Source organism: Proteus terrae, assembly GCF_003144325.1.
GTDB lineage: Bacteria > Pseudomonadota > Gammaproteobacteria > Enterobacterales > Enterobacteriaceae > Proteus > Proteus terrae.
In genome coordinates this window covers 98,679-113,436 of sequence record NZ_PENS01000012.1, presented here as the reverse complement: position 1 = coordinate 113,436, position 14,758 = coordinate 98,679, and the positions used below count along the sequence as shown (strand labels likewise).

Sequence of the window (14,758 nt, the reverse complement as noted above, 5' to 3'; positions counted from 1 at the left end):
ATTATTCCTCTAATTTCAATTTTAAGTTATTGCTTACAATTATCACTATTAACCTTGAGGGAAATAGCGATGTTGATTATCAAGAAAGATATATCCATTATCTTCTTGTAAGGTTGCTTTATTTTTCAATATTGGATTACTTATATTTTCACGGTAAAAGAGAAACTTTCTTCCAAAAATGGCCGTTTGTTTTTTGATATAAGTATCAAGTTTTCCTTTGTTATTTCTGTCTAATACATCATCAAAAATAAAGATTAAACCATTGTTTTTTTCTTCAATGGTATAACCTATTGTTTTTGTTAACTCTAGCGTGTTTATATCATTAATGATGTTTGGAATCGAAATTTCTTTAATTGTAGGATAACAATTTTTAGAAAAATGACTATTTATTGCATCAATGATTTTTAATTTCTCATTATCATTATAGTAAATAAAGTTGATAATGGGTTTAGCTTTATCTTTTAAAATTAAATGTATCTTTTTATTATTATTTCCAATTGCTAAATTTTCTATTTTTCTTTTATCTATATAAAAAACTTTATTTTCTGAGTCACTATTCACTTTGGATGTAACGTATGAATCATCAAAAATACAATAATATCCATTTTCTCCTTGAAAACCTTTAAAATTTAAACTTTTTGATATGATGGGAGTGGTTGACTTTGCTATTGGTTTATTTATATAAAATATAAATACCATGAAAAATGGAATCAATAATGCCAATGATATAAGTATTTTTTTGCTAGTAATCCATCTCTTTTTATTATTTTTAAAATGAGATGGTTCAAGTGGAAAATCACTTTTATTACTGACTAAAAAGATAGGAATATCATTGGAATACACCGGTGTGTTTAGAGGTAATAAATATTCTTTACCGACTTCTTCTGGTATGAAGCTATGCTCAATTATATATTTATTATTTTCACTACTATTTTCATCAAGTATAATAGCGAGCTTTTTTTTACACACCTTATTATCACAAGGAATATAAATTACCATTTTTTCATTTTCTTCTTTCTTATCATTGATTTCTTCATTTTGTAAAAAAAATGAATAGTGATTAGGCGGTAAAGGAACAATGGCTCCTTTTAATGGACCAGAAAGAATATAAATGTAATACAGCATAGATTTAGCCTAATGATAAAATGTTATTAATTCATAATGTAAATATAGTTTAGTAAAATAGTCATTAAATTTCTTTTAAAAAAAAGCACATGTTTTTTATTTGATAGTGGGTATTAATATATTACTAGTACTTTTTTTAAATAATAAACCGAAAAAATTTGTTATTTATCTTTATAGTTAATAATTAGTAATATTATTGTAGTGTTATATAAGATGAAAACATAAGAATAAGTTTGTTGATAGTTTACTATCTTTAACTTTTTATTATTTAACAAGATAAGATGAGGTATTTTTTATGTTAATAAATGATATAAAAATAAGCGGTGATAAAAATATATTACTGGGGAATTCATTATTCTTTTGCATTCCTCTGAAGGATGATTATCCAGTCAAGATATATGATAAAAAAAAGACTAAAATTATAAAAGGAAAGGCTTTTATTTATAATTCAAAAAATGAAGATGTTATTTTTCAATCTGAAAATCAGTCATGGAAAATTGAGAAACGATCATTTTTTATTTGTGCAAGATTATTAGCATTTATTGATTATGCACGCGATTTTTCCAAAATGACGGCAATAGGATCAGAATTTGATATTAATCAGCAGATTTTTTATATAGAAGATACTAATAAATCCCTAGAATACGTATTAATAAATGAAGCAATAAAAGCAGAAAGCCAATTAGAACCTCTATTTGTCACAATAAGACATAGTGAAAGTTATTGGCTTATTTTACATCTTATTAGTTATTTAGATGAGAAGAAAAGTAATATTGCACAAATTGGAGAGCGCTATGGGGTATCAGGTACACATTTTAGACGACTATGTAAACGCTATTTAGGTAATTGTGGAAAAAGTCAATTACGTTCATGGCGTGCGGCATCTTCCATTTTAACCACGCTATCAACTGATGAATCATTAACACAAATTGCCGTCGATAATGGATTTAGCTCAGCGTCTCATTTCTCAAATGAAATCAAGACGCTATTTGGTATTACACCAACAGAATTTCGTCGAATTGGTCAGCATCTTTATGAAAATAAAAAATAAGATTTATTGTGTCATTGGGCTAGTACTTTGTTGTGGTTTTTCTTTTCAAATCCAAGCTGCGCAAGGAAAGGTTATCTATACACATCAGGTAAAAAAACCTGATGTGTTTATCGCTGTTGATACTCGAGTAGAACAGTTCTTTCTTGTGTTATCAGATAAATTAAATAAACCTTTTATTCTGAGTAGTGCTGTAAAAAAGGAGAGAGTAACTGGAAATTTTGATATTTCTTCACCAGAAGAAGCATTTGAATTGATGGTGAAACGTTTGTCATTACTCTATTTTAATGATGGAAAATCAATCTATATCTATGAGAGTAGTGAGATTTTACAAGAACTCTTTCAAGTAAAAAATATAAGCTTAGTCGAGTTAAAAGAGTATTTACAAGATGTGGGATTATATGATCCCCGTTATCCGTTACGTGCTGGGCGAGACCAACGTACTTTCTATATTTCTGGTCCTCCTGTTTATATTAAATTAGTCAAAGCTGCCGCTGAATTTTTAGATAATGATGTACAAGAGCAAATTAATGAAAATACAAATAACCAAGTACCAGTGGGAAGTTCTCGTTATGGTGATGAATTTGTACAGATATTTCCATTAAAAAATACTTTTGTACAAGACAGAACTTATACCTTACGTGATGATAAAGTGGTACTGCCAGGAATTACTACTGTTTTACAGCAGTTATTTATGTCTTCTAGAGAAATAAAAAGAACAACCGTAGAGCCTCGTGAAACCCCAGAAAGTAACGATAGCCAGAAATACGATGAAGAGATAAATGATATTGAAGAAACTAATGCTCCTATTATCACTAAAGTAGGGCAATATAACGTCGAATTAGTGCCTTTACCGGGTTCAAATAGCCTTTTAGTGAAAACAAGTCGGGAAGGTTTGGCATTAATAGGTTCACTTATTGCTCAATTAGATAAACCTAAAAGACAAGTTGAATTGTCATTATGGATAATCGATATCTCTAAAAATAAAGCAGATAGTCTAGGTGTTAATTGGCAAGCAAGTTATGGATCTGGTAAAGGCAGTTTCTTTTTTAATACAGCAAGTTTAAGTGCTGCATCTGGTTTTAACTTTTTAGGCAAAATTAAAGCATTGAGTGAAGATGGCGAAGCTCAAATGGTCTCTCGTCCGATCTTATTAACACAAGAAAATACTCCCGCTATTTTTGATAACAACACGACTTTTTATACTCAAATAAAAGGTGAACGAGTTGCTTCATTAGAATCAACAACATTTGGCACGATGATCAGTGTATTACCGCGTATCGGTAACTCAAATAAAGATATTGAGATGATCATTAATCTTGAAGATGGTGCAGAAAAAAAAGATGACAGCGGTGCTGATGAAAATGTTGAAAAACTACCAGTGATTAATCGTACCAATATTAGCACTGTTGCTCGTGTATCAGAGGGAGGAAGCTTATTAATTGGTGGATATACACGAGAAGATAATGTGAAAGCAGAAAGTAAAGTTCCTTTTCTTAGCGCTATCCCTTTAATAGGCGGAGCATTCAAATATGAATCTGACAATAATAAAAAGATGATACGTATTTTTATGCTACAACCCCGTTTATTAGAAAAAACACAAACTGAATTGTTAGGCTCTATCACTGAAAATCCATTTGAACCGATGGACAACAAAACATCTCAGGCATTAAAACAACTTCAGGCTTTTATGAGGTAATATCATGATTGCACCAATTAATACCTCTACTTTGACACATTCAACACCTAGTAGTATTGGTAAAAAAAGCCAACAAGAAACTGAGTACAAACAACCTAAAGTTAATGAAAATCAAAATTATCAAAATCAATTAATAGAGATATCTGACGATATGTCTATGGTTGCTACTCTTTTTTCTCAACGTTTTGGTCAACTATTAGATAAAAAAGCAAATAGAGGGCAAAGTACATTATATATTGCAGAAGAGGGCGCCGATAAAAAACTTGATAAAGTTATGATGTTATTTAGAAAATCAGGACGAAGTTTGCAAGAATTGCTTCAATATTTACGTAAAATGTTCCCTGATGAAAGTGATCTCGTTATGGTTTTACGAGAATTACTCAGGAAAAAAAAATTAGGGGCGCAATTAGATGCAGGAATTGAGAATGAGATAAATCATCTTCTTGAGGGAGAAAATGGGAAGCAAATTAGAGCCGGCATTAATATTGCTTTGCAAGCAAAAGCATTTGCTAAATTACTTTCTCTCGATGCTTCAACATTAAGAAATCTTTATCGTAGCTATATTAATCTTGATCTTGAGCCTATCTATTTTTTTAAAATGTGGATTGAAGATTATGACCTTAAACAATGTACTATTATTTTAAGTTTTCTAACACAAAGCTTAATTTGTGATATGCAATCACTTATGCCAAGTTGTTCTCAAAGTTCGGAGTTTGGTTATTTTCTTAATAGAGTTAATAAATTACGTATTTTATATAGCTTTATAGAAATAAATATAAAGAGATTAGAAACAAAAGATTTAAAAAATACAATAACTGAAAAAGATCTTTATCAATTGATTTTTTATGGTATGACATTTCCTGATGAAATGGAAAAGTACCTAATTTCTCTTTTAGAAAATGAATGGCTTAATTATTTAGTTAATATAAAAATGAAGTTATTGCAAGGGCTAAAAACAATGTTTAATAAATACCCTGAATCATTGTATTTATCTGATGATTTTAGAGATGAATGCCAAATAATTATACAGAAGTTTATAGATAATTATCTTCGACTAGAACAGTATCAACAAAGAAAATAATTTACGGATAATTTCTATGATTTATAGATTTCTATTGGCAATAAAAAATAGACCAGAGTTAATCGTATTGTCGGTTATGATTTTGGTTATTATTATGTTAATCATACCTTTGCCGACTTATATTGTAGACTTTCTTATTGGGCTGAATATTACTATTTCTTTACTTATTTTCATGAGTTCATTTTATATTACTCGAATATTGAACTTTATGACCTTTCCTGCATTATTACTGATCACAACACTTTTTCGACTTGCTCTTTCTATTAGTACAAGTCGATTAATATTATTAGATGCAGATGCAGGTGAGATAATTACTTCATTTGGTGAGTTTGTTATCGGTGAAAATTTAGTTGTTGGTTTCGTTGTTTTCTCTATTGTCACCATAGTGCAATTTTTGGTTATTACTAAAGGTTCAGAGCGAGTTGCAGAAGTTGCTGCTCGTTTTTCTTTGGATGGAATGCCCGGAAAACAGATGAGTATCGATGCTGATTTAAAGTCTGGCATTATTAATAACGAAGAAGTGAAAATAAGAAGAAAAGAATTAGGACAAGAAAGTCAGTTATATGGTTCTTTTGATGGTGCAATGAAGTTTATTAAAGGTGATGCAATTGCTGGCATTGTGATTATCTTTGTTAACTTAATTGGAGGGATCTCTGTTGGTATGGCTCAAATGGACCTCTCAATTTCACAGGCACTACATACTTATACACTTTTAACCATTGGTGATGGGCTTGTTGCACAAATTCCAGCATTGCTGATTTCTATTAGTGCTGGCTTTATTGTCACTCGTGTTGGCGGTGAAAATAATAATCTTGGTTTTAGCATTATGAACGAGCTACTTGCACAAGATTTTGCTCTATTAGTAACTGCAATCCTCGCTTTTGTCATCGGATTTTTGCCTGGATTCCCAACCCCCGTATTTCTTATCTTATCTGTGATATTGGGTGGATATTTCTTTAAAAAACAATGGAAAAGTAGGAGAAAAGAAACGATAACAGATAATAAAAAAGATAAGAATGAAGATAATGATTCAGATACTGATGGTAAAAAAGGGCTTATTTCAAATTTGTTTTCAAATAAAAATGAGTCAGAAGATGAAAATAGTTTATTAAAAGAGAATATCACATTATCTCAAGCAGAAACATTGCCCTTAATTATTACGATTTCTTCTAAAAAGAAAGCATATCTTTCAAAGCTCGTTTTTGAAAAATGGTTAAAGAAAGAATTTATTTTACAATATGGTGTATTGCTTCCTGATATTATTATTCATTATTCAGATAAAATTGATGATAATAAAATAATTATTTTAATAAATGAAGTTAAGGCAGATGAATTTTATTGTCCTTTCCCATTTATTCATATTGCAAATCCTAATGATGAATTTTTTTCTTTAGGTTTTAAATCGATAAGGATAGAGGATAATAATATTGAACATTATTGGGTTAATAAAAATGATAAAGAAAAGTTAGAATTAATAGGTTATCAATTAGAACTAGCAGAAGATTACTTTTATAAAAAATTCTCTAATTTGATTACGTTGAATATTGTTGAGTTTTTAGGTATACAAGAAACAAAAAATATTCTTGATAAAATAGAAGAGAATTCTCCAGAGCTTTTAAAAGAGTGTTATAGACAAGTTTCTATTCAACGAATTAATGATGTTTTACAACGTTTAGTGCAAGAAAAAATCCCTATTAGGAATATAAAAACTATTATAGGTGGTTTAGTACAGTGGGGAAGTAAAGAGAAGGATCCAATGCTTTTAACAGAACATATTCGTGCTCTACTTTCGCGTTATATTAGTTATTTTTTTTCAAACGATGGCAGACTTAATGCAATTATTTTATCTCATAATGTAGAAGAGATAATTCGAGGTGGAATAAGACAAAGTTCTTCAGGAACCTTTTTAAATTTAGAACCTGCTGAACTTGATATGATCATAGAAAAAATATCTACAGCTGTTGATGAAATTAAATATGTACAAAGTTATATATTTTTAACAGCAATAGATATAAGGCGATTTGTTAAAAAACTAATAGAAACACAATATCCACAATTATCTGTTTTATCTTATGATGAAATTACATCAGATATTGAAATTAACGTTTTACAATCTATTTAGGAGAAGTTATGTCTTTTGATCTAGCAAGTTTAATTATGGATGCTATGAATGTAATTGGGAGAAATGATTTATTCTCAGAAGGGAAATCTGTTGATAATCATTCAACAATCACAATTAGCTTGGGAGATATGCCGGATATAAATTTATTAGTTGTTGATGAAGTTCCGATGGTCTGGTCTGTCCTTGGTGAATATAATGAAAATTTGTTATCACAATGTAGTGCGCCATTATTATTAACTAGCATTAATAATCAAACGGAAAGCTTTTATCCTGGTCAACCTGCTTTAGTGAAAGTTGAATCTGAATTAGAGTTGCGAGCTTCATTTATGCCTATTGCTTTGCAAAATGGTGAGTCAATGGCAAAAGCAATAGATGAGTATTTTCAAATGATGAATACCATCCACCAACAATTCATTAATTAAAAAATGAATAACGTATTTTCAATATTTCATCATGCAGCTCATCCTATACGAATACAAGGCAATATTCTTGAAGTGATGTTGCATGGTGTATTTATTGGAGAAATTTGCCTATTAAAAGATTCTATTATTAATGGGGAAATCGTTGGTGAAGCGATTGTAATTGGCTTTCGCAACGGTATTACGATTTTAAGTATGATGGGAAGCTCACAAGGTTATTCTTTGCAAATAATCGTAGTACCAACTGGTAATGCATTTTCTGTCGCTTTAAGCCCTAATATTTTAGGGAGTATGATTGATATAAAAGGTAATTATTTATTACGCTTCAATGATAAAAAAATGGTAGAGGAAAACTTCTATTCATATTTGCCTATTGATGGTCATCCTCCCTCATTTAGTGATCGTCGCCCTATCACAGAAATATTTGAATCTGGTGTTCGAGCAGTTGATGGTTTATTAAGCTGTGGATTAGGACAGAGAATGGGGATCTTTGCCAGTGCAGGAACAGGTAAGACTATGTTGATGAACATGTTTATCCGTTTCTCTCAGGCTGATATTTTTGTTATTGGACTTATTGGTGAAAGAGGCCGAGAAGTTACCGAATTCGTCGAGGAATTAAAAAAAGACAAACGATGTGAAAAAACGGTATTAATTTGTTCTACCTCCGATCAACCTGCAATAGAACGTTGTAATGCGGCATTAGTTGCCACTACGGTTGCTGAATATTTCAGAGAACAAGGTAAAAACGTCGTATTATTTATTGATTCTATGACGCGTTACTGTAGAGCATTAAGAGATGTAGCTCTTACAGCGGGCGAACTTCCTGTTCGTAAAGGTTATCCTGCTTCTGTCTTTGATAAATTACCCGCAATTTTAGAAAGACCAGGCGTGACTCATCAAGGCTCCATTACGGCATTTTATACTGTCTTGCTCGAAAGTGATGATGAACCAGATGCCATCGGTGAGGAAATCCGTTCTATCCTTGATGGACATATCTATCTTTCACGAAAAATAGCTGCTTCAGGCCATTATCCAGCTATTGATATTTTAGGAAGTGTAAGTCGTATTTTTCAGCAAATAACGGATACTGAACAACAAAAAGCCGCATTAAAAATAAGACAAATATTGATGCGTTTGCAGGATATTAAATTATTACAAGAATTGGGCGAATATCGTGTAGGTGAGAATGAGTTAAATGATATGGCCGTCAATAAGCAATCAGCAATAGAGGCTTTTCTTATTCAGTCATTTAAAGAAAAGGCAGAATATCAACAAACACTAAAGCAACTTTATGCGCTTACCTCTTAATCAGCAATATTTGATAAATGCCATTGCAAAGCGCCAGCAAAGAATAGAGAAAGAACAACAAAAGTATCAAAAATTAATAAAAGAAGCAGAAATTAAAAAAGAAGAACAAGCCTCACTGGCATCGGCATTAGAAAAAGAGATCCCATTTTATGAAAAAGCAGGAAGTTATTCGACGCTCTCTTTAAATCAACAGAAACGTAAACAAGCGATTGTACTAGCTTCGTTAAATATATCTATTACGCAAATTAAAGAAATAGAGCATCAATTAGAAAAGCTAAAAAAAGGGAGTTTATTTTTAAAAAAAGAAAGAGAAGTGGTAATCAAAAAACAAAATAAAATGAAGCGTTATCTTGAAAGAAAAGCATTAGAAAAAGAGTTATATATTGAAAGATTAGAAAAAAATGAAATTCAGGAGATGGTGTTGTATGATATTCATAAAGACAGATAATTTAATATTAAATAGATGTTTAATAAATGAACAAAGTAATGAGGTTAAATCTACTTTTTCTAAAAAATCATCACCATTCTCTATAGTTGTTGAGTTGTTGAATATTGAAAAAGAGAAATTTTCCTCTGAAGAGTTTAGTAAAATAAAACAAAAACTAGATTTTTTTCATAATCTTAATTATAAGAGAACTACTGATATAAAAGAAATTTCAAAAATAAACTCTAATAAATCAGTTGATGAATTAGAAGATAAAAAAGAAAAAAGAGAAGAAAGTGAATATTTGAATATAGAGGGGTTATTATTAACTCAAAGAAAGATATATTCACAAATTTGCTCCTTTGAAAAAGGATGTAAAATAGAAAAAAAAAGCTTATTTCATTATGGAAATAAACCAAATCATGTCGCTAATAATGTTATAATTGAAAATGATTTAAATCTACCGATAAGTTTAAAATCTAAGCAAGAAAAAAAAACTGATATTTCTGCAGATAAAAACGAATTAAAAATAAATCCTAATAATTTAACTCATAGAGCAAAGGACGAAAAAGTTAATCAAAAAGCAGAGAAGCAAAACGAGACTAATAAAATTAATGAGCATATTGAAAATGAACGTTATCCTAATGAATTAAAAACGAAAAAAATTAAGAATAAAATCACATTAAAAATTGAAGAGAATAAATTAAATACTAAAAATGATTTAATTGTTGAAAATAACAATCTCTTTGAAAAAGATAACTATCAGAATAATAAAGAAATAAATAACAAATCCATTAAAAAAGATGTTGAAAATAGAAATTCAAATGTAGAAAATCTAAGTGGCATTCTCCCAGCTAGTTACATAAAACCTGAATTTCAACAAGCTTCATCAGGATCATCATCTTTTAAAAGAATACTTGATATACCCGCCTTTAGTATTCTTTATAAAAAAGTATCCGTAGTATCTCAGCCTCCTAGTATTACTTATGTTTTTAAAAAATGGGGAAGTGAATTTCATCAAATGAAAGTGAATTTTGATATTGACAAAAAGATCCAATTAATTGCTTCTACTGGGCGAGTTTATCAATCTTCTTTAGAAAATTTTAACCAATATCAAGGTCGATTATCTCTTTTATTAGAGAATGATAATAGTCACTGGCATATTAATGCGATAGATCCTTCTTCTGAAAATAAAGAAGATGATAAATGATAAAGTTAGATCTTAAAAATAGTATTAACAAGAAAGAAGATAGCTATTTAATGAATATTTTATCATCTTTATATACATCTCAGTTACCTATTTCTTCGGCTCATTACTTTAAAATAAAGGGTAATAATACATTAGGTTCATTTACAGGTATTGTCGAAGTTAGTCAAGTAATGGATAAAGTTTATCCGGAGAAGAAAATAGATTGGGAGCTTATTCCGGAAGCTTATCTCTATACACTGTTCTCACAAAAATGTTCACAAATATTGTTTCCTTTTTCGAAAGAGCCTGTGTCATTAATCGTTGATAATATCTGTTTAGGAGATCAAGAAAAATCTAGCTATCCCGTTATTAATACTGAAATTGGTGACATATTTATTAGTTCCTTTGATCAATATTATGAATGGATATTGTCATCAAAAAATAAAGTTAGTGCTATTGCTCAATATCAGTTTGGCAAAAGCACAATGTCATTTTCATTATTAAAAACGCTCTCTTTGGGCGATATCGTGCTGATTGATAGCGTGGATTTTTCACTCATTATTGGTGAAAAAAAATGGATGCGTTATCGGTGGCAAGAAGGAGAAAATACTGTGACTTTAGATGAAAAGTTATTTGCTAATGAAGCAGAACATGAAGAGTTAGTTGAAGATACGGAAATTACATTACAAAAAAATATAGAGCTAAAAGCGATTAAATCTATTCCAGTGACTCTCTCTTTTTTGCTTGCAAGTAAAATGATGTTACTTGAACAAATTGAAGAATTAACACCGGGACAACAAATTATTTTACCTGATAATGCATTACGTCATATTACATTAATTGCTAATGGCGTTGCTATTGCTCAAGGGGAATTAATTAAAGTTGGTGAGCGATTTGCTGTTGAAATTCAACGTGCTTATTTAAAGCAAGATTAAAGATATGGAAAGTTCAACAACACTCATTTTAACATTAGCATTAGCCACATTAGCACCTTTCATCATTGCTGCTGGGACTTGCTATTTAAAATTTTCTATTGTGCTTGTTATGACTCGTAACGCTTTAGGGGTTCAACAAGTACCTTCAAATATGGTGCTTAATGCGATTGCATTAATGATGGCTCTATTTGTGATGACGCCAATAGCAAAAAATACCTATCAATATCTTATTGAAAATCCAATTGATATAACTTCTCCGAATTCATTTGAACAATTTTCAGATGATGCGTTAGTGGAATACAAGCGATATTTATACAAATATTCTGAGCCTGAATTATTAGATTTTTTTGAACAAGCACAAGGTAATCGACCTGATAGTTATGGTGATAAAGAAAACATAGAAAACTCGTTATTATCGTTGCTTCCCGCTTATGCATTAAGTGAAATAAAATCTGCTTTTATCATTGGATTTTATCTCTATTTACCTTTTATTGTTATTGATTTGGTCGTTTCCTGCATTCTATTAGCTTTAGGTATGATGATGATGAGTCCAATTACATTATCCGTACCTTTGAAATTAATTTTATTTATCGCTATGGATGGTTGGACTCTTCTGGCTAAGGGATTAATTAATCAATATCTTGACCTCATGGCGGTAAGATAATGGATATGGTCTATGCTGCAAATAAAGCTGTTTATTTAGTGATATTACTTTCAGCTGCACCTATTGCAATAGCAACATTTATCGGATTGGCAATAGGCCTTTTACAAACCATCACCCAAGTCCAGGAACAAACATTACCTTTTGGTGTAAAGCTTGTTGGTGTTTTTGTTTGCCTGTTAGTTACTATGGGTTGGATGGGTGATAAAATATTAGTGTATGCCAAAGAGATGATGACGTTAGGATTAGCAGGATAAATGAAATGTTAATACTGCTAGGGTATATACAGGTTTATTTAGTTGATCTCTTTCTCCTTGTTGCTAGGTTATTTCCTACTTTTCTTTTTATTCCTTTTTTAAATAGTCGGGTACTCAATAGCCAGCTTTTAAAGTATATTATTATTTTTTATATTGCTATGGGAATCAAGCCAAGTATTCTAATTACTGATGAAATAAGAAATACATGGGAAATAATAATTTTAAGTGAGTTAATTCTTGGGATCTTAATTGGACTTCTGTTTGCTACACCTTTTTGGATTGCATCTGCTTTTGGTGAATTTGTTGATAACCAGAGAGGAGCGAGTATCGGGGATACAATTAATCCAACAACAGGAATTGAATCTTCTGAATTTGCTTCATTGACTGGGTTATTTTGTGCGGCTTATTTTTTATCGGTAGGAGGACTAACCTCATTAATGAGTACGATAAAAGATAGCTATGATGTATTTCCACTTGGTTATTTTAATAAAGAGATTGGTTATTCTTTTATTGGTCATTGGCTGAATGACATGATCCGCACTGCAATTATTTTAGTATCGCCAGTTCTTATTATTATGTTTTTAAGTGAAGTTGCGTTGGGTGTTTATTCTCTCTTTTGCCCTCAATTAAATGCTTTTTCTCTGTCATTATGTATAAAAGGAATTATCGCATTTATATCTCTACTTTTGTTCTTTGCTTCAGCAATGACAACAGAGCTGTATGAATTTTTTAATAATAGATATTTTTATACTATTTTCATGAGTATTTATCATGGCTGAAAAAACAGAGAAACCCACCCAGAAAAAACTCGATGATTCTGCAAAGAAAGGGCAAAGTTTTAAAAGTAAAGAATTAACATCAGGGCTTGTTTATCTTATTGGTATTATGTATTTATTTCATCAAGTTAATTTAGATGAATTTAGTCATTTTTATCAATCTCTTTTGCTTCATCCAACAAATATTACGCTAAAAAGTTATATTAATGTAATATCAAAATTATTCTTTGATATTATATTACCAATACTTGCTGTTACTTTTTTATCTGGAGCAATTCCTTCCTTATTTGAGTCGCGTTTTAAGCTTGCTACTGAAGCTATTAAACTGGATCTTAATCATATAAATCCTATCTCTGGATTTAAAAAAATATTTAGCATAAGAACAGTTAAAGACTTTTTAAAAACATTATTATTTATAGTTATATTTTTAGTGACTTGTTATGTTTTTATTATTTTACATGGTTCTGAAATATTTATATTATATCGTACTAATTTAAATATTATTATTGATAAGTGGTGTTCACTTGTCATTAGCTTTATATTTGTTTTTTTTATTCTCTCAATACCTATTCTTATTCTAAATATTATTGCTGATTTTTTTATTTTTATGAAAGATATGATGATGGAAAAACATGAAGTTAAGCAAGAAAATAAGAATATGGAAGGCGATCCTGAAATAAAATCAACACGCCGACAGCTACATCAAGAATTATTGGATGAGCCGATGAAAAAAGTGATCCGTGATTCATCAGCCGTTATTGTTAATCCTACTCATGTGGCAGTAGGTATTTATTTTGATCCCGAAAATGGCATCATGCCATTGGTATCATTAAGTTGTATTAATGATAAAGCATTAGCCGTGAAAGCTTATGCTAAGAAAGTGGGTATACCCGTTATTCGCTATCCTGAATTAGCGAGAAAAATTTATCATAAATATCATTTATTTGAAGTAATGATAGATCAAGATCTATTAGATGTCATGGATATTCTTATTTGGCTTAAGAGAATTGAGATTGACGGATTATTAAGAGAGGAAATGGATTATATAAATCACCAATAAATCCATTGAATGCATTCATAATTTAATTATAAAAATAATATATTTATATTTGTAAATATAGGCGTGTGTTTTATTAAAGAAATTAAATAATGAATAAATTATTATTTAATTATTAATTATTCATCATAGATGAAAGGATTAACATCATGTCAGCATATAAAAAAATGTCAGAAAAAGAGCTTGATCAATTAGCAAGCTATATTGTTTCTATTGCTCAAAACGGGGCTTCACTCAAGGATGAGAGCACGATCTCAGAAGGATTTATGGAAGGAATTTATTCATTTGCATATGACTTTTACCAGAAAGGAAAACTGGATGAAGCCGAAGCTATTTTTAAATTTTTATGCCTCTACGATTTTTATAATGTTGACTATATTATGGGGCTCGCCGCGGTTAAACAATTAAAAAAACAGTATCAAGTCGCCATTGATCTTTATGCATTAGCTTATTTGAATGCAAAGGATGATTACAGACCAGTCTTTTATGCGGGGCAATGTAATTTATCATTAGGTGAAAAAGAAAAAGCTAAATATTGTTTCGATCAGGTGTCAAAAAATATCAATGATCTCTCTATAAAAGAGAGAGCCGATGTTTACTTAGGATCTTTAAAAGATGTGCCTCTTGTTGTTTTGAATACCGAGAAGGAAGAATAGC

The 14,758-nt window shown here is 30.1% G+C and carries 15 protein-coding genes; 14 read left to right on the top strand and 1 reads right to left on the bottom strand.

Features of this window, described 5'->3' with window-relative positions; all coding sequences use genetic code 11:
* Nucleotides 1–48 precede the first annotated feature (48 nt).
* Nucleotides 49–1,125, bottom strand: a complete 1,077-nt coding sequence (locus DK857_RS13320) for a hypothetical protein (RefSeq protein WP_109402428.1) — start codon at nt 1,123–1,125, stop codon at nt 49–51.
* A 295-nt stretch (nt 1,126–1,420) separates the two neighbouring features.
* Here DK857_RS13320 and DK857_RS13315 point away from each other — a divergent pair, with 295 nt between their 5' ends.
* The 14 genes from DK857_RS13315 to DK857_RS13250 all read left to right on the top strand — a co-directional run bounded on the left by DK857_RS13315 (nt 1,421) and on the right by DK857_RS13250 (nt 14,757).
* On the top strand, nt 1,421–2,176 hold the full coding sequence (locus DK857_RS13315; protein WP_109402427.1) for a helix-turn-helix domain-containing protein: 756 nt from the start codon (nt 1,421–1,423) through the stop codon (nt 2,174–2,176).
* Nucleotides 2,160–3,872: a type III secretion system outer membrane ring subunit SctC gene (sctC, locus tag DK857_RS13310; RefSeq protein WP_109402426.1), complete on the top strand. Its 1,713-nt coding sequence runs from the start codon at nt 2,160–2,162 to the stop codon at nt 3,870–3,872. The genes DK857_RS13315 and sctC overlap by 17 nt, the downstream gene beginning before the upstream one ends.
* A gap of 4 nt (nt 3,873–3,876) precedes the next feature.
* The gene (gene sctW, locus DK857_RS13305) at nt 3,877–4,953 is read left to right on the top strand and encodes a type III secretion system gatekeeper subunit SctW (protein WP_109402425.1); all 1,077 of its coding nucleotides are present in this window, start codon (nt 3,877–3,879) and stop codon (nt 4,951–4,953) included.
* A gap of 16 nt (nt 4,954–4,969) precedes the next feature.
* On the top strand, nt 4,970–7,075 hold the full coding sequence (locus DK857_RS13300; protein WP_109402424.1) for an EscV/YscV/HrcV family type III secretion system export apparatus protein: 2,106 nt from the start codon (nt 4,970–4,972) through the stop codon (nt 7,073–7,075).
* A gap of 8 nt (nt 7,076–7,083) precedes the next feature.
* Nucleotides 7,084–7,497, top strand: a complete 414-nt coding sequence (locus tag DK857_RS13295; RefSeq protein ID WP_109402423.1) for an InvB/SpaK family type III secretion system chaperone — start codon at nt 7,084–7,086, stop codon at nt 7,495–7,497.
* Between the two features lie 3 nt (nt 7,498–7,500).
* Entirely contained in the window at nt 7,501–8,802 is a 1,302-nt protein-coding gene (gene sctN, locus DK857_RS13290) for a type III secretion system ATPase SctN (RefSeq protein ID WP_109402422.1), read from the top strand.
* Complete coding sequence (locus DK857_RS13285; protein ID WP_109402421.1) at nt 8,786–9,250, top strand: type III secretion protein; 465 nt, start codon at nt 8,786–8,788, stop codon at nt 9,248–9,250. The genes sctN and DK857_RS13285 overlap by 17 nt, the downstream gene beginning before the upstream one ends.
* Nucleotides 9,228–10,436: a synaptonemal complex protein 1 gene (locus DK857_RS13280; RefSeq protein ID WP_109402420.1), complete on the top strand. Its 1,209-nt coding sequence runs from the start codon at nt 9,228–9,230 to the stop codon at nt 10,434–10,436. The genes DK857_RS13285 and DK857_RS13280 overlap by 23 nt, the downstream gene beginning before the upstream one ends.
* Nucleotides 10,433–11,350 carry a FliM/FliN family flagellar motor switch protein gene (locus tag DK857_RS13275; RefSeq protein ID WP_109402419.1) on the top strand — a complete coding sequence of 306 codons (918 nt, stop codon included), beginning with the start codon at nt 10,433–10,435 and terminating at the stop codon, nt 11,348–11,350. Before DK857_RS13280 ends, DK857_RS13275 begins: the two co-directional genes overlap by 4 nt.
* Before the next feature lie 4 nt (nt 11,351–11,354).
* Entirely contained in the window at nt 11,355–12,014 is a 660-nt protein-coding gene (locus DK857_RS13270) for an EscR/YscR/HrcR family type III secretion system export apparatus protein (RefSeq protein ID WP_109402418.1), read from the top strand.
* Nucleotides 12,014–12,268, top strand: coding sequence for a type III secretion system export apparatus subunit SctS (gene sctS, locus DK857_RS13265; protein WP_036934456.1), 255 nt, complete (start codon nt 12,014–12,016; stop codon nt 12,266–12,268). The genes DK857_RS13270 and sctS overlap by 1 nt, the downstream gene beginning before the upstream one ends.
* Before the next feature lie 5 nt (nt 12,269–12,273).
* Nucleotides 12,274–13,047, top strand: a complete 774-nt coding sequence (gene sctT, locus DK857_RS13260) for a type III secretion system export apparatus subunit SctT (protein ID WP_109402417.1) — start codon at nt 12,274–12,276, stop codon at nt 13,045–13,047.
* On the top strand, nt 13,040–14,104 hold the full coding sequence (locus tag DK857_RS13255) for an EscU/YscU/HrcU family type III secretion system export apparatus switch protein (RefSeq protein ID WP_109402416.1): 1,065 nt from the start codon (nt 13,040–13,042) through the stop codon (nt 14,102–14,104). The genes sctT and DK857_RS13255 overlap by 8 nt, the downstream gene beginning before the upstream one ends.
* Nucleotides 14,105–14,250: 146 nt before the next feature.
* On the top strand, nt 14,251–14,757 hold the full coding sequence (locus DK857_RS13250; protein ID WP_109402415.1) for a SycD/LcrH family type III secretion system chaperone: 507 nt from the start codon (nt 14,251–14,253) through the stop codon (nt 14,755–14,757).
* The last annotated feature ends 1 nt before the right edge of the window (nt 14,758 follow it).